Below are 15,777 nucleotides of genomic sequence, written 5' to 3'. Positions count from 1 at the left end.
AAAGGAACATACATGAGACTAAAAAATATTCTGATAGTTGTTAAAGACATAGAGAGAGCCAAACAGTTTTACCATGATCTGTTCGGTTTTGAAATGATCCTTGACAATGACGGCAATATGATACTGACGGAAGGGCTCGTGCTGCAGGAAGAAAAATACTGGAAAGAGTTCATCGGGAGAGCTATAATTCCGGAGAACAATTCCTGCGAGCTATATTTTGAAGAAGCCGACATTGAAGGCTTTATCGAAAGGCTTGAAAGGTATTATCCGGAAGTGAAATATGTCAACAGACTTATGATGCATAGCTGGGAACAGAAGGTCATACGCTTTTACGACCCGGACGGAAACTTAATTGAAGTAGGAACACCGATGTAAAATGGCAAATATCATAACTTTGTTCAGAATAATGTATAGCATTGCTATGCTGTTCTTTCCGACATTATCGACAACATTTTATGCGCTGTATATCGCTGCCGGATTCTCGGATATGATCGACGGTGCGGTTGCAAGGAAAACAGATACCGTCAGCAAGTTCGGCTCGCAGCTTGATACGTTCGCAGACATTCTGTTTGTGATAGTATGCCTGATCAAGCTGCTTCCGGTACTGGATATTCCGGTCTGGCTTTATATATGGATATTAGTCATAGCATTTATTAAAGTGGCGAATATCGCGGTTGGATACATCAGACAGAAAGCGTTTGTTGATGTTCATTCCATGATAAACAAAGTGACCGGATGCTTGCTTTTCTTATTTCCGCTGACGCTGACATTTATTGATCTGAGGTACAGTGCAGTATTTGTTTGTTTTATCGCAACAGCAGCGGCAATATATGAAGGATATCTGATTCAAGCAGGAAAAACGACTTAACGGGAAATGTTGATTTAGCGGAGATGAAAAAATGAGCGTAAGAGAGATCAATCCTGAAGAAACAACAAGAGCGTCAGCATATAAATTATGGATGAAAGCACCAAACCCTATGGTTACGTTCTTTAAGACATTTGATGTGATGCCCCTAATAAACAAGAGCAGAATGACAGGTATGAAATTCAATATGCTGCTCGATCATTGCATAGGCAAAGCGGCAAGCTCTATTAAAGAGTTTTATATTATGCCTGTTGGCGATAAGCTGATGCAGTACGATAAGATCGCCGTCAATACGATCGTAAAAAACAAAGAGGGCGAAGTGAGTTCCTGTGACATTGCTTACACCGATGACCTCGAACAGTTTAATGCGGATTATTTGCAATATACGAAACAAGTTCATGACACCTGTTCGGATCATGATCTATCGGAAAACTACATGGTGATCGGAACCTCTGCCATTGTAGAGACCGAAATTGACGGTGCAGTCGGAATGTACAGCGGTATTTTCAATAATCCGTTTATGATTTGGGGGCGATACAGGCTTGATGGTGACAAAGCTTTACTGCCCTTTTCATTTCAGTTTCATCACACACAAATGGACGGCGCTCATGCAGGTGCATTTTTAAGAAATCTGGAAGAAGAAATCGGCAAATTACGATCATCATAAAAAACCTTTGTAAGATGTTCGGCAACAATGCAGAGATTGTAACCCCACCGAAAAAACGTAAAGGACGATGATAGACGTATCATCAAAAAAACGCCGATATTCCGATGATGACACTCTCCGTGTCGCCAATGTGACGCAGCGGTTCTTTACATTTTCACAGTTCCATGGTATCCTGAGATCAGCCGAAAGGCAATGAACGAAAGGATCTGATGCAGTGGAAAAGAATGGAAGAAAACTGCTACTTGCAGGCTTGGGGATGATGGCGGCTTTCATCGTCTGGACGATGCTGATACAGACTGTTGACGTGCAGCCTGTCGGACAGAACGGAACAAACATCGGCTTTGCTGGACTGAATCAGTGGTTTCATAAGTTGACAGGCGTACATATGGTACTCTACACTGTCACTGATTGGTTGGGACTTGTGCCGATAGCCGTCTGTATGGGATTTGGCGTGCTCGGATTTATTCAGCTTGTCAGAAGAAAAAATCTGTTCAAGGTAGACAGCGATATCCTGCTGCTTGGGGTATATTATATCCTTGTGATCGCAGGCTATCTGATCTTTGAGATGATACCAATCAACTACCGCCCGATTCTCATTGAGGGGCGAATGGAAGCCTCTTATCCGTCCTCGACAACGCTGCTTGTAGTCAGTGTGATGCCGACGCTTGCCTTTCAAGTGCGACGAAGGGTGCAGAACAGTGTTGTAAGAAAGGCCGTATATTCTTGCACTGCTGTTTTCACGCTCTTTATGGTCATTGGACGGACTGTATCGGGCGTACACTGGCTGACGGATATTATCGGGGCATTGCTGCTGAGTGCAGGGCTGTATCTGCTGTATCACGGCACTGTCAGACTGACGGAGGAACACAAATGGAATTCAGCGAAAAACTACAGACCTTGAGAAAGAAGAAGGGTCTGACACAGGAAGAGCTTGCGCAGGCACTTTTCGTATCACGCACAGCGATCTCAAAATGGGAATCCGGCAAGGGTTACCCGAGCATTGACTCCTTGAAAGAAATATCAAAGTATTTTTCTGTCACGATCGACGAACTGTTGTCCTCGGAGGAACTCATCACCGCCGCACAGGACGATAACCGTAAAAATATTGCCGATCTGCTCGACTTGCTGACGGGCTGCACCGACATCATGGCGTTGATGATGCTCCTCCTGCCACTTTACCCGGAGAAGCTGGGCGGCACATTTACAGCGGTCAGTTTACTGCGGTATACACAAATTGCATTGCCGTTCGCTTGTGTCTGTTGGGGCTTGATGATATTGCTGATCACAGTAGGTGCAGTCAAGGTGCTGATGCAATACAGGCATATCGAAAAGGGACGCAGCGCAGTGACCGTTGCTTCCTTTGTGCTGAGCATTATTGCCGTGCTATTTCTGACCGCTGCAAGACTGCCATATGCGGTGACGATCGTGTTTCTGCTGCTTATTGTCAAGGGAATACTGGTTTTCAGGGTACACAGCGTTTAATGCAACAGACAGTTGCTTGCAGTATGCCTTGATATATGCTATGATATAGGTGAGGTGATATTATGGAAACTAAAAACATCATTCAGGAACTTAGGATAAAGCACGATATGTCGCAGGAGGAGCTTGCGGGCAAGATTTTTGTCACAAGGCAGGCAGTAAGCCGTTGGGAGACAGGCGAGACCGCACCGAACACGGAAACCCTGAAATTGCTGTCCGAATTTTTCGATGTGTCGATAAATACACTATTAGGCGCTCCAAGAAAGCTGATCTGTCAGTGCTGCGGTATGCCGCTTGATGACAGTATCATAAGCCACGAAGCAGACGGCACTCTCAACGAGGACTACTGCAAATGGTGCTATGCCGACGGTGAATATATGTACAGCAATATGGACGATCTGATCGAAATATGTGTGAAAAATATGGTGAGTGCCGAACACCCCGAGAGCGAAGTCAGAGAATATCTGAGGTCGGCTCTGCCGCAGCTTGACTACTGGAAGCGATACGAACAGCTTTCGGACGGCGGAGAGTTTGAGAAGTTCAAGCAAACGCTGATCGCTGAGATCAATGCATTGCAGATTAAGGGTATGCCGAAGTTGGATAAACTGGGTGCCCTTGTGGGAAGCTATGTAAATCTGCCGTACAGACTGCCAAACGGAAACGCTGTGAAATTCCTTGACGACAACACGACCTATCTTGGCAATCAGCTCGAATGTGAATTTGGCGGTGAGCGCTGCTTTGGTGTGCTGGCGAATATGGAGTTTATCCTGGTCTGCACTTATGATAAAGGTGGTGAAAATCCCGAGCTTGTAATTTACAAAAAGCGGTAATAACATGATCTTAAGGAGAAATGACTTTTGACTAAAAACAGAAAAACGGAGCTTGCAGTGTAACCGGGAGGTTTGCTGCAAGCTCACAAGCCTCCCGGAAGTATGGATATATCACACTTTCAGGAGGTATCCCCATGAACAGGGAACATAAGAAAAGACTATTTGAAAAAGGTTATTATAAAACACACCCATGCAATGATACGTTTATTTGCAAGTTTTGCGGCAAAACTGTCGTGCCGACAGGTGCAGGCAGCGATCACCGAAATCATTGCCCATACTGCTTGTCAAGTCAGCATTTAGATAATGAGCCGGGAGACCGATCAGCGGACTGCGGCGGCATTATGGAGCCTGTCAGCGTTTGGGTCAGAAAAAACGGCGAATGGGCGATCATTCATCGGTGCAGGATATGTGGAGCGCTCAACTCAAACCGCATCGCCGCTGATGATAACCCTATGAAGCTGATGTCGATCGCCATGAAGCCGCTTGCCACACCGCCTTTTCCGCTAGAAAAGATCGAGGAAATGACAAGAGCTATGGGCGGTGACGGAGATTTGAAGTGGTAAGTAATAGGGAGGTCGGTTCATGATCACAATACAAGATCACGAGGGTAATATGCTTGTGTCTCTGCCGTTCCTTACACATTTTACCGCCGCAGCAGACACCTGTGTTTCGGAATACTATCAAAGACGCATTTGAATATACGGGAGCAGTCACCTATTCACAGCCCGGCAGTGCCTTTACCTGCTGAATACTATCGGTAGAATCATTCGGATTTGCTTAAATACGATCTTTCTCAAACATAAACAAAGCGAGTTGTCATTACATTCTGACAACTCGCTCTTTTCTTTGTTTATTCGTCCTCATCACTGCACTTGTCAAGCCCATGCAAGAGCTGAATATAAACACATTCAGCACGTTCATGCTCCTCGCCGTCAGTGGACATCATGAGTTCAAGGAAATACGCCTTTGCCTGTTCGTAGTCCATCCAGACCTCACGCTTGCCGTTGTACACGGTAGTTACCGTTTGGCTTTGTGGCATTCCTAATTCAGGTATAGCTAACATATGGGTTACCTCCAATTTTTCAACTACGATATTGTTATAAATGCAATTATATATTGAAAAATAGCTGCTTTAGGCTTGGGTCTCCATATGAAATGCTTACATCCGTTAAGATACGGGCAATCTGCACCGGACCGTAGCCGTCAATGCAGAGCTTGAAAATCTTGCGTACCACCTCAGCGGCAGGCTCGTCAATTACCCACAAATTCTTGTCGGTATCCGACTTCTTGTAGCCATACACGGGCGGACACAGGTGCTTGCCTGACTGTCCTTTTGCCCTGAATACCGCACGAATTTTCTTACTGCAATCATGGGCGTACCAGTCATTAAAGATATTTTTGAAAGCAAGCAGTTCGTTCTCGGACTTTGATAAGTATGGGTTCGATGTGACGGCTGTGGCTAAGATTAAGAAGCCGAGGAAGAAATAGTGTGGACTTTGATTCCGGTACTGGAGTCAAGGTTACAAATCTGAAACTTGATTTACTCCCCAGTATATGCTATGATAATAGTATCCCACGGAACAGGAGCAAAAGAAATGAAACGAATCATGATAATAGAAGATGAAACAACCCTGCGTGATGAGCTGTCTGTCTTGCTGAAAAATGCAGGCTATGAGCCTATCGCTGTGACAGACTATTCTAATGTATCGGAGCAGATGAAGTCCGCCAATTCTGACCTGATACTGCTTGACATCAATCTCCCGAACGTGAACGGCGAAACACTTTTGCAGGACTTCCGCAAGAGCAGCGATACACCCGTCATTATGCTTACGAGCCGTACCACCGAGATAGATGAGGTATTGTCCATGAGCTACGGTGCAGATGATTATATCACAAAGCCCTACAATCCGACGATCCTGCTTCTGCGTATCTCGGCGGTATTGAAACGTTCAGCAAAGGTCGGTGCAGTACAGAAATACCATGATGTGGAGGTCAGCACTGTCAAAGGTAGTCTGACACGAAACGGCTCGGAGCAGATACTCACCAAAAATGAAATGATTATCTTTCAGCAATTGCTTGACCGTCAGGGCGAGATCGTTACCCGTGATGAGCTGATGACCGCACTTTGGGACAATGACGAATTTGTCAATGACAATGCGCTCTCGGTCAATGTCAGCCGCCTACGGGGCAAGCTTGCAGAACTGGGACTCCCCGAAGCCATTGAAACACGCAAGAAACAGGGGTATGTGCTGAAATGAAGCTGACAGACTACTTGAAGGACAGGCTCACGGCATACCTGATCTACGGCATTTCTTGGTTGCTTGTGCAGATCTTTATGGCGGCGTTCCGCATATCTTTTCAGGCGATCGTGATCGTCAGCCTGATACTTCTGCTTTCGATCATTTTTGCGGAAGTGTGGGGATATTTCCGCAAAAAGAGCTATTATGATAAACTCCTGCACTGTCTGGACGAGCTGGACAAGAAATATCTGCTCTCCGAAATGACAGAAAATCCTGACTTTCTGGACGGACGCATTTTATACGAGGTCATGCAGGAAACCAACAAATCCATGTGTGAGCATATCGCTGGGCATCGCCGTGAAAACAAGGAATTTCGGGAATATATCGAACTTTGGGTGCATGAGATCAAGCTTCCCGTTGCGAGTGTGCAGCTCATGTGCCATAATGACGGTAACACCAAATACGCAGAACAGTTAAAGCGCATCGATAATTACATCGAGAATGTTCTCTACTACGCCCGAAGCAGAAATGCCGAAAAGGACTACATCATAAAGCCCGTTTCGCTCAAACGTGCCTTTGCGGATATTGCGGTCAAAAACCGTGAGGAATTGCAGGAACGGAATATCACGCTCCATACCGAAGATCTTGATATGGATGTCATGACGGACGGTAAGTGGCTGGGATTTATCCTCGGACAGATCATGGGCAACAGTATGAAATATGAAGCGAGTGAAATTACCGTCACAGCAGAGGGCTTTCCCGACAAGACCGTCCTGCATTTTCGTGACAACGGCTGTGGCATTCCCGAACATGATATGCCGTATATCTTTGAAAAATCCTTCACCGGCGAGAATGGACGGACGCACAGGAAGTCTACGGGAATGGGGCTTTATATCGTCAAAAAGCTGTGTGACAAGCTCGGTCACAGTGTTGCAGCAAAATCAGTGCAGAGGGAGTTTACCGAGATCATCATCACATTCGGCAAGAATGATATACATGATGTACGGTGAGTGACATTACAAAATTGTAATGTCCTGTAAGATTAAAACAGCGACAGAAACGAAAAAATGCTGTATGATAGAATACAGAAAGGAGCTGTTAACATGGAACTTCTGAACATACAGCAAATTGAAAAATATTACGGGAACAAGTCGAGCCTGACGAAAGCCATTGATGATATTTCTTTTTCGGTGGATAGGGGCGAATTTGTTGCCATTATGGGTGCTTCGGGCAGCGGAAAGACCACCTTGCTCAACTGCATCTCCACCATTGATTGTGTGACCGCAGGGCATATCTTCCTCGAAAACACGGACATTACTGCTCTCAAAGGCAAGGCTTTGAACAAATTCCGGCGTGAAAAGCTGGGTTTCATTTTTCAGGACTTCAACCTGCTGGATACGCTGACCGCCTACGAGAATATTGCGCTGGCACTCTCCATACAGAAAAAGTCTGCCGGTGAGATCGACACGGCAGTCCGAAATGTAGCCGAGCAGCTCGGCATCACGGAGGTCTTGCAGAAGTATCCCTATCAGATGTCCGGCGGTCAGAAACAGCGTGTCGCTTCGGCTCGTGCCATCGTTACAAACCCGAAGCTTGTGCTTGCAGACGAGCCGACAGGTGCGCTCGATTCCAAGGCGGCGAAAATGCTGCTGGAACGCTTCCGCTATCTGAATCAGGAATGCGGTGCGACCATTATGATGGTCACGCATGACAGCTTCACCGCAAGCTATGCGGGACGTGTCATCTTCATCAAGGACGGCAGGATCTTCCACGAGATCGGCCGTGGAACAGACAGCCGCAAGCAGTTTTTCGACAAGATCATTGACGTGGTGACGCTTCTGGGAGGTGACGTGAGCGATGCTCTTTAAGCTCTCCCTCAGTAATATCCGCAAAAGTCTGCGTAACTATGCGATCTATTTTTTTACGCTGATCATCGGCGTTTCGGTGTTCTATGTGTTTAATGCGATTGGTGGTCAGGCGGCAATGCTGAAACTTTCCGAAAGCCAGTATGAGATCATCCGACTGCTGGAATCGCTGCTTTCGGGTGTCAGTATTTTTGTAGCGTGTGTGCTTGGTCTGCTCATTGTATATGCAAGCCGTTTTCTGATGAAACGACGCAACAAGGAATTTGCTCTGTACATGACACTTGGAATGAGCAAGAGTAAAATATCTGCTATTCTTCTGACAGAAACCATTCTCATTGGCATTGGTTCCCTGTTTGTCGGATTGTTGATCGGTATCGGACTTTCACAACTTATGAGTGCATTGACTGCGAGTTTGTTTGAAGTAGACATGACTGCCTATCAATTCACCATTTCAAGCGAAGCAATCGTCAAGACTGTTGTATATTTTGCAGTGATGTATCTTGTGGTAATGCTGTTCAACAGTGCCGTCATCACTCGCATGAAGCTGATTGACCTGTTGCAGTCCGGTAAGAAAACCGAAAAGATCAAGCTGAAAAACCCTGTGCTATGTGTTCTGATTTTTCTGGTTTCCGCAGCAGCACTGACATATGCCTATATTCAGGTTGGCTGGCACTTAGTACAGTTAGACCAGGCGAGGTTCACACTCTGCATTGTACTGGGATGTGCTGCAACATTTTTCATCTTCTGGTCGGTATCCGGAATGCTCCTGCGCATCGTAATGAGCATGAAGAACTTGTTTTACCGCAGTCTGAATGCGTTTACGTTTCGCCAGATAAGCAGTAAGATCAACACAATGGTATTGTCTATGACCATTATCTGCCTGATGTTATTCGTTACGATCTGTACACTGGCATCCGCATTTTCCATTCGCAATTCTCTCAACAGTAACCTGAAAGAATACTGCACCGCTGACTGTGAGATCGTCACCATGGAGTGCGACAGTGAGAACGGTGATTATGCACTTTCCAACCTGTATGCCGCAGCGGATCTGTCGCTTACTGACGGATTCCGGGAGTATGTGCATTTTATCACCTATGCAGACCCGTCTTTTACACTGAGCAGTGTAATGGGGGATATATTAAATCAGGCATTGGAACAGGATCCCATGCTGAAAGGCAATGCATGGCAGGAAATTATCAGGATCAGCGATTATAATGCGCTCTGCCAACTCTATGGAAAAGATACGATTGCACTGGATGACGGAGAATATGTACTTCTTTGCAATTTCAACAACCAGCGACAATTGTTTGATAAGGCACTTGCAAACAGTCCGGATATGACGATTTTCGGCAAAACACTGCACGCACGTTATGACAGGTGTCAGGACGGTTATATCATGATCGGAGCGCAGGCTTTGAATTTCGGCATATTTGTTGTGCCGGATGATATGATCGACCCGAACTACAGGTATATGGAATATCTGGCTGGCAATTACACTGCCGATACCGATGAGGAAGTGATTTCTGTTGAAGCAGAAATGCGCACAAGATTTCATCAGGCTGTTGAGAAATGGGAAAAGGAGCATCCGGATGAGGATTTCATTGGTTCCATTAACACCAAGAAGGAGATCTATGAAAGTGCCGTCGGTCTTGGTGCGATCGTGACCTTCTTAGGTTTGTATATCGGACTTGTATTTCTGATCGCCTGTGGTGCGATCCTCGCCCTCAAGGAACTGTCCGAAAGTACAGATAATCAAATCCTTCAGCTTCGATGAGCAGTCCGTCTTCGCCGTACTCATCAAGCAGCATTATGCAATGGTAGGCATTCTTGTCTTCGTACATAAGGTCTCTGGCAGCAGTTATCGCTTCATGCTCCTGATATGGGTTTGCTTTCAGCCTTTCAAAGTCTGAGTGAGGCAGGAATACCCATTTCTCAACCTCACAGCGTTTGGTGTTGTGGTCGGAAGCCTTATGCATGAGCTTACCGCTCATAAAGTAGTTATTCATATCTTTTCCTCCTGACATTATTATTCCATAGACAGCAGGCGTGATCTGCTTTCTATGTATCTGCCACAGGAGGCTCACAAATCGTTCACAGTGCCTTTTACTGTCATCGTTGGTGTAGTTTCTCGACCTGCTGCCGATGCCGTCGAAAAAGGCTCACAAATCACTGGTAGACCTTCTATCATTTGTTTTTGGAGGAAAATAAAAAAGGACTCGATTCCAGCGTTTTCACATTTCGTGAAAACCACTAAAACCGAGTCCGAAACTTTGTGTACTATTTTTAGCTGAAAAATCTGAGATTAGCTGGTATATCGACCTTTGAAGAGCTCCAAAACTACCTTTGTGGGGGTTCAACTCCCTAAAAAGCCTTAAAACCCCCCAATGTCATCCCTCATTTTTTCAATAACTTTTCTGAAATTCGGGTAGCAAAAAAGCCCGATATTTCGGGCTATTTCTGCATTGTCATACATTTAGTCATGACGATATGGCAGGGCATAACAAAATTGATGACATTCGATTTTCCGCAATTTTCCGCAGATTTTAATATCACCATTTTTTAAAGCGCCTGCGCGCTATTCTTTTCTTGTATATAGTATAGCATATTATATTGTTTTTGTCAAGAGAAAAACAATATTCATAGAAATATTTTTCAGTTAACAAATATGTATACTTGCTCCATGCATCTTACGATACATGGAGCTTCTTCTATACACCTCAATCATACTTAAGTACTGAAGGAACTATGCATTTCATATAATACTTCTTATTGCTGTATATTGACTTCAACAGCTCTATCGCTTGTTGCATCATATACAATTACTCTTTTTATATTTAAATCTGAGCGTTTGGTTGATAGGTAATGATAAGCAAGAACCTGGCGAACGCATTTCTCATCGATATAATTACGAACTTTGACATCTAATATTGTATCTGCAGTTATGTAGTCTGCCAATCCAGAGATGTGTTCTATAGATAAATCAGGATCATAATTATTAACTGGTTTAACATTATTATACAATTCTTTCTTTACAAAACTTGCAGTTCTGGAGCCAAGTTCAACAACCAGTTTCACGAAGTAGCTGTACTTTTCCTGGACGATTTGCTGTGCGGATATTACATTGATCAGCTTAGATACGGCTTTTCCATAGCTTCGAATCATCAATTCCTTGTACTTGAGCATACAAGCTCTGATAATTATACAGTCATTTATAGTTTCGGAGCCCGCTTCTTCTTGTGCCTGTTTTATAAAATGACCTAGATACGATTCGCCATATACTAAATACTTGGAATAATACTCAACGCAATATCCTACAATAGAGTTACACTTTTTATCAAGGGCAAAATTATTTTTTCCTTTGAAGCACTGGTATTTGGCTTGTTCTAACTCTCGTTTATACCTTGTAGTCAGAAAAGAATTGAACTTGTTGTAGCTTTCAATCTTCGAACTAACATTTGAAGATTCAATCCATATCGTAGTATTATCCAGGCTGATTTGTTTCATTAGATCCACTCCGATAATGGCGCTCTCTCTATCGTTCACTACCTTTTTATACGGAGTATACAAAACCAATTCTTCAAAAGCCCTCTTAGATATCTTACTAATTCTTCTGATATAGTTGTTGCGTATCAGGAACCCTTCAGCATCGGATGTCGTTTCAAACAAAGGCTCAAACGAATACTTCAAATGATAGATTTGTCCATTTGTCAGGTTTTCTTTAGTGGAGTTCATGCTATTAATAATTGAGCGCATCACATCATCAAAGCACATAAAATAGTCTCTTGAGTTACTTATTAGATCGAGCTTCGCATCAAATCTTTCAAAATATTTGCGGATATAATCATCGTTGATAATAGCCTTCTCAGGATATGTTAACTCTAATGATAATTGTCCTGGATTGATTCCGGAAAACAATCTTTGTATACTATTATCTAAAATCAAATCGATGATTATTTCGCTTTCTTTTCCATAATTTGAACTATAAAAGTGCTTCTTTAGATTAACAATATCATGGAGACTATTCATCATTAAATCTGCGGCTCCATTTTTGTCTTTTGATTTAACACATAAGTATTGAATCGACAACAGCTCGTCTCTGGTGCAACATTGTTTTAATTGAAAATATGGATAATCCTGAGTAAACTTATTGTCTATACTATAGATAATTATGTTTAATGCATCATTTTCGTTTCGCGGATTATTACGTTTATATGCAGAAACGTACTCGCTCATTTCATTCATAGAAACCGGCATTTCAGCTTCGTTCCCCAAAACTAAAGAGACATGCTGCCTTGAGTAATATTTGTATCGGTAATATGCACATCTGACTTTTACAGATTGCTTTACATACTCTACTATATCATCATTAGACATTTTTGAGTTTTTCTTACTAATGCAATGCGATTGTATTAGTAAGAGGTCCTTCTCAGAACAGATTTCATTGATTGAGTATGTAATGCCGAAGACATCAATCCTTTGGTTTTGAATATCCGGCAACATCTGGCAGAATTTCTTTAATCCGGTTTTATCACTGTTTTCAGAAATATAGGCTGATATTTCTTTTTTTAAAGACTCAGTATCATGCTCAGTGTAGTTGGGGTAAAGGATGTCAATACAATTATTTGCGATTTTAGAATATACATATTCTCTATCGTATTTCTCAACCAAAGTTTTAAAAAGTTTTAAAGCACTATCGGAAATATCACAAGACACATTGTACTGATCATAGTTTTCACAAATAGAATAGTACGGCTCACAATCAACAATACTAAAACTGTCTGTTTCTCTATCATACCTTCGTTCTGTAGTCTTTATCGGGAAGAATTTTATTTTTTCGGTATGAAGTTTCTTCATTATTGGATATCCGCCGATATAAATATAGTTATTATCTACTTCTTGGATAACTGTGTCGTAGAATTCTGTTGCTGGCTCAATAGCATTGAATCCTGTTTGCTCATCAACTTTTATACTATAGCTGCCTGTTTTTCCTTCTAATTCTATTACATACAGTCCATTTGAAAGCTGTCCATTTATTACATCTATTGTTGTATCCGCTTTTAATTCCTGACAGGATACATAGTTGCAAAAAGCATATTGAAGCTCGCCGTTTTCATCTGTAGCAACTTTCATCTTCTCAACATTATAATAAACATAGCACTCTCTTGTAGCTTTTAACAATTCGTCATTTTCAGGTGCAAGGATATCAATATCATCACGATACAGCAAGGCATTTCTTCTGCATCTTCCTATTGCTTGAATAATCGTAGCATTGTTTGACGGTTGATTATCCATATAAAGCACATGGGCTCTGCGTATGTCTATTCCTTCTATAAGCTTGAACTTATTAATTATAACATCATACTCATTATCATCTTCACAAAGTTCAGCCATAATAAAGTCTTCGTTAGTTATATCAATATACTTCAAATTATTCTTTTTGCAGAGCTTAATGATGATTTCAAGAAGTTTATCATCATTACCAACACATCTGAAGATAGCACATGGATTGTAGTTGAAAACGTTCTTATGTTTTTTCTTTATCTCTATGAGTTTCCTTATAGCTTGTTCAGGTGTGCCTGTTGTCTGATTAACCGTTCTCAGCATCATAGTCTGAGTAAAATTACACTGAATATCACTATGAGTATTTGTAGCCGAGAAGTTTATCACTTTGTAGCAACGATCTGCAAGCAATTCTTCAAAGCGATTTGTTCTTATATGTCCTTCATCCCGCAGCCAGATACATTCATTTCCTTTGGGAATGCGATTTAATATATCATCTGCCTCAAGCCTGCTGTTAATTCTATAATCTGCACTTCCATATACTATGAAATTGTCATTATTACAATCTTTCATCAGATTATCTCTTACCTGTCTGTTCAATTGACCTTTTGAAAGAGTTGTAATAATGTAGTAGTATTTCGGAAGGCGATCAATAAGCTTACCCATCATTTTTGTCTTGCCGGTTCCTGTTGGCGATGTAAAGTTGATAGCTTTCATAGAAGAATACGCAGGACTATTTATCAGTCCGATTAGTTCGTCAACATATTCATCTTGCAGCTTATTAATCTCTATAAAGGCTTCTTGCTTATTCATATTTAGTCACTTCCTCAGAAATAAATCAGGAATATAAGGTCGATTCATACACTATTTGTTTCATTATACACTATATTTATTATTATTTCAAGAAAAAACGCTAAACAAATCGAAAAGCCACCAACAGCCATATGGTTTCTATTACATACGTCTGTCAGTGGCTTATGCGTTATTATTTCTCTACTTCTACTGTAGCCTCTATCCCACCTTTGAATATTATCGTTATTTCAGTCTTACTGTTGACCTTTATGCACTCTATCAGCTTTCTGACCAGCATATCATTGTATTCTGTCAACTCACAGGAGCTACTTTCTATATTCTGGAGCGCCTGAGTTATCCGAGACCTCTTATTATTGTCGATATTATTGTTTTCTTCCAGAGCCTTCAGTCTTGAATTAAGTTCCTGTTCCTCAGTATACAGCTTTTGGAACTGCTCATCCAGTGCTTCTTCATCCATAGTACCGGCTGCTATAAGGGAGATGTAGTCATTTCTGGCATCATCGATCTCCCGAAGCCTTTTTTGGATCTCTTTTGTTTCTTTCATGCTTACCCCTGCCATTGCTTGTTCCACATTGCTTTTCAGAAGCTCCTTTATATTATCCTTGCAGTCATAGTACTCATTAATTGCTGACAGTATCGCTTTATGAAGCTTATCTTCATGAATCGACGGTGATTGCTTGCAGTAACGGTTACCGTTGTCGAACCTACTCACACATCGCCATACAGGACATTTTCTTCCGTGTATGTTCCATGTCTGCCGCCTATATGCTGAGCCACATTCGCCGCATACCATTATCTCGGTCAGAGCATACACTGCTGAAGACTAACCGCCTGTATATCCCGCCGGAGGAATATTAATCCGGCAACTCCAGCCCGCCGAAAAATTTTTTCGGTGCGGGCTTTAGTAGGAGATGCCTTTTTTGTCTCTTTTTAGGCAGAGTATACGGTTTCCTCACTGTTTTTTCTACTTTTTGTCTATTGACATTTTACCGTGGGACTCTCTGATATTACTGCGAGCTATATTATACCATATCAGGCATTATAAGTCAATCGACATTCCCTGAGATTCTTCTATCTCAGGTTCTTCGTCCTCAGCCTGCTGAACTACATGAAAACTGTCAACGCCTGGGATTATAGAAAGAGAACTGCCGTTGCTCCATCTCGTCATGACCTGTCCGGCGTCATCCACTCCTATAACTTCTCCGATAGTACCGGGAGGGATAGGTCTGGGATCTTCGTTCATGCTGTCGCAGCATATCTTTGTTCCTTTCGGGTACTGCTGTCTCAGCCGTTCAACCTGTTCTCTGGAAGGAAATCCTTTCATGCAACCACCTCACATTTCCATAGACATCTCATCTTCCTCAGATTCTTCAATATCTTCGGATTCTTCTTCATCCTCGTCGAGATCCTCATCGTCATCCTCGGACAAGTCTTCGTCCTCGTCTTCATCGAGAGCTTCTTCCTCATCTTCGTCAGGCTCGTTTTCGGACTGCTGCTTTTCAGCCATTGCCTGCTGTTCCTCGTAATCACGGTCAAGCTCATCCTGAATAAGACCGAGGACGAACTGCTTCTGTGTCATGTTGTGTCTCTCAAGGTAGTCTTTGATCTGATTAAAGAGGTCCTCCGGGACCTGAAAAGCCATTGTACGCATATTTCCCATATATTTTTCCTCCTTGATAGTTGTCTTGGGATGGAGCTCGTCATCAAGTGCTTTTGATACAAACTCCGCCATTGTTAT

17 protein-coding genes and 2 pseudogenes are annotated in these 15,777 nt (G+C 42.6%); 11 read left to right on the top strand and 8 right to left on the bottom strand.

Annotation, left to right across the window (positions count from 1 at the left end; translation table 11 throughout):
• The first annotated feature begins 12 nt into the window (after nucleotides 1–12).
• The 7 genes from BMX22_RS12665 to BMX22_RS12635 all read left to right on the top strand — a co-directional run bounded on the left by BMX22_RS12665 (nucleotide 13) and on the right by BMX22_RS12635 (nucleotide 4,404).
• Nucleotides 13–375 (top strand): VOC family protein, encoded by a 363-nt coding sequence (locus tag BMX22_RS12665; protein WP_074742793.1) that lies wholly within the window; start codon nucleotides 13–15, stop codon nucleotides 373–375.
• Between the two features lies 1 nt (nucleotide 376).
• The gene (locus tag BMX22_RS12660; RefSeq protein WP_074742792.1) at nucleotides 377–868 is read left to right on the top strand and encodes a CDP-alcohol phosphatidyltransferase family protein; all 492 of its coding nucleotides are present in this window, start codon (nucleotides 377–379) and stop codon (nucleotides 866–868) included.
• Between the two features lie 31 nt (nucleotides 869–899).
• Nucleotides 900–1,532, top strand: coding sequence for a CatA-like O-acetyltransferase, family 2 (locus BMX22_RS12655; protein WP_074742791.1), 633 nt, complete (start codon nucleotides 900–902; stop codon nucleotides 1,530–1,532).
• A 214-nt stretch (nucleotides 1,533–1,746) separates the two neighbouring features.
• Nucleotides 1,747–2,433, top strand: coding sequence for a phosphatase PAP2 family protein (locus BMX22_RS12650; protein WP_318259743.1), 687 nt, complete (start codon nucleotides 1,747–1,749; stop codon nucleotides 2,431–2,433).
• Entirely contained in the window at nucleotides 2,403–3,014 is a 612-nt protein-coding gene (locus tag BMX22_RS12645) for a helix-turn-helix domain-containing protein (RefSeq protein WP_074742790.1), read from the top strand. Before BMX22_RS12650 ends, BMX22_RS12645 begins: the two co-directional genes overlap by 31 nt.
• Before the next feature lie 62 nt (nucleotides 3,015–3,076).
• Nucleotides 3,077–3,841: a zinc ribbon domain-containing protein gene (locus tag BMX22_RS12640; protein WP_074742789.1), complete on the top strand. Its 765-nt coding sequence runs from the start codon at nucleotides 3,077–3,079 to the stop codon at nucleotides 3,839–3,841.
• A gap of 134 nt (nucleotides 3,842–3,975) precedes the next feature.
• Nucleotides 3,976–4,404 (top strand): RNHCP domain-containing protein, encoded by a 429-nt coding sequence (locus BMX22_RS12635; RefSeq protein ID WP_074742788.1) that lies wholly within the window; start codon nucleotides 3,976–3,978, stop codon nucleotides 4,402–4,404.
• Between the two features lie 287 nt (nucleotides 4,405–4,691).
• On the opposite strand, the gene BMX22_RS12630 is transcribed toward BMX22_RS12635, so the two are convergent.
• A complete protein-coding gene (locus tag BMX22_RS12630) occupies nucleotides 4,692–4,904 on the bottom strand; it encodes a hypothetical protein (RefSeq protein ID WP_074742787.1) in 213 nt (70 codons plus the stop codon).
• Nucleotides 4,905–4,995: 91 nt separating this feature from the next.
• Nucleotides 4,996–5,274, bottom strand: a pseudogene (locus tag BMX22_RS16930) (recombinase); the annotation flags it as partial.
• Nucleotides 5,275–5,436: 162 nt separating this feature from the next.
• Between BMX22_RS16930 and BMX22_RS12620 the strand changes: the two are divergent.
• From BMX22_RS12620 to BMX22_RS12605, 4 genes are all read left to right on the top strand, one after another.
• Nucleotides 5,437–6,099, top strand: coding sequence for a response regulator transcription factor (locus BMX22_RS12620; protein WP_074742786.1), 663 nt, complete (start codon nucleotides 5,437–5,439; stop codon nucleotides 6,097–6,099).
• Nucleotides 6,096–7,091 carry a sensor histidine kinase gene (locus BMX22_RS12615; RefSeq protein WP_074742785.1) on the top strand — a complete coding sequence of 332 codons (996 nt, stop codon included), beginning with the start codon at nucleotides 6,096–6,098 and terminating at the stop codon, nucleotides 7,089–7,091. Before BMX22_RS12620 ends, BMX22_RS12615 begins: the two co-directional genes overlap by 4 nt.
• Before the next feature lie 93 nt (nucleotides 7,092–7,184).
• Nucleotides 7,185–7,949 (top strand): ABC transporter ATP-binding protein, encoded by a 765-nt coding sequence (locus BMX22_RS12610; protein WP_074742784.1) that lies wholly within the window; start codon nucleotides 7,185–7,187, stop codon nucleotides 7,947–7,949.
• A complete protein-coding gene (locus tag BMX22_RS12605; protein ID WP_074742783.1) occupies nucleotides 7,939–9,720 on the top strand; it encodes an ABC transporter permease in 1,782 nt (593 codons plus the stop codon). Before BMX22_RS12610 ends, BMX22_RS12605 begins: the two co-directional genes overlap by 11 nt.
• Here BMX22_RS12605 and BMX22_RS12600 read toward each other — a convergent pair.
• The 6 genes and pseudogenes from BMX22_RS12600 to BMX22_RS16540 form a co-directional block, all read right to left on the bottom strand.
• Nucleotides 9,671–9,952 carry a hypothetical protein gene (locus BMX22_RS12600; RefSeq protein WP_074742782.1) on the bottom strand — a complete coding sequence of 94 codons (282 nt, stop codon included), beginning with the start codon at nucleotides 9,950–9,952 and terminating at the stop codon, nucleotides 9,671–9,673. The genes BMX22_RS12605 and BMX22_RS12600 overlap by 50 nt on opposite strands.
• 760 nt (nucleotides 9,953–10,712) lie before the next feature.
• Nucleotides 10,713–14,039 carry a hypothetical protein gene (locus BMX22_RS12595; RefSeq protein ID WP_074742781.1) on the bottom strand — a complete coding sequence of 1,109 codons (3,327 nt, stop codon included), beginning with the start codon at nucleotides 14,037–14,039 and terminating at the stop codon, nucleotides 10,713–10,715.
• Between the two features lie 172 nt (nucleotides 14,040–14,211).
• Nucleotides 14,212–14,583 (bottom strand): hypothetical protein, encoded by a 372-nt coding sequence (locus BMX22_RS16925; protein WP_318259748.1) that lies wholly within the window; start codon nucleotides 14,581–14,583, stop codon nucleotides 14,212–14,214.
• Nucleotides 14,584–14,718: 135 nt separating this feature from the next.
• Nucleotides 14,719–14,832: pseudogene (locus BMX22_RS16920) on the bottom strand (recombinase zinc beta ribbon domain-containing protein); the annotation flags it as partial.
• Between the two features lie 246 nt (nucleotides 14,833–15,078).
• Nucleotides 15,079–15,363, bottom strand: a complete 285-nt coding sequence (locus BMX22_RS12585) for a DUF4314 domain-containing protein (RefSeq protein ID WP_031563615.1) — start codon at nucleotides 15,361–15,363, stop codon at nucleotides 15,079–15,081.
• 9 nt (nucleotides 15,364–15,372) lie between these two features.
• Nucleotides 15,373–15,777: hypothetical protein (locus tag BMX22_RS16540; RefSeq protein ID WP_177173030.1), on the bottom strand; the 405-nt coding region annotated here is incomplete at its 5' end.

This window comes from Ruminococcus sp. YRD2003 (assembly GCA_900109435.1).
In the GTDB taxonomy this organism is placed as follows: domain Bacteria; phylum Bacillota; class Clostridia; order Oscillospirales; family Ruminococcaceae; genus Ruminococcus; species Ruminococcus flavefaciens_G.
This window is presented reverse-complemented; position numbering and strand designations above follow the sequence as displayed.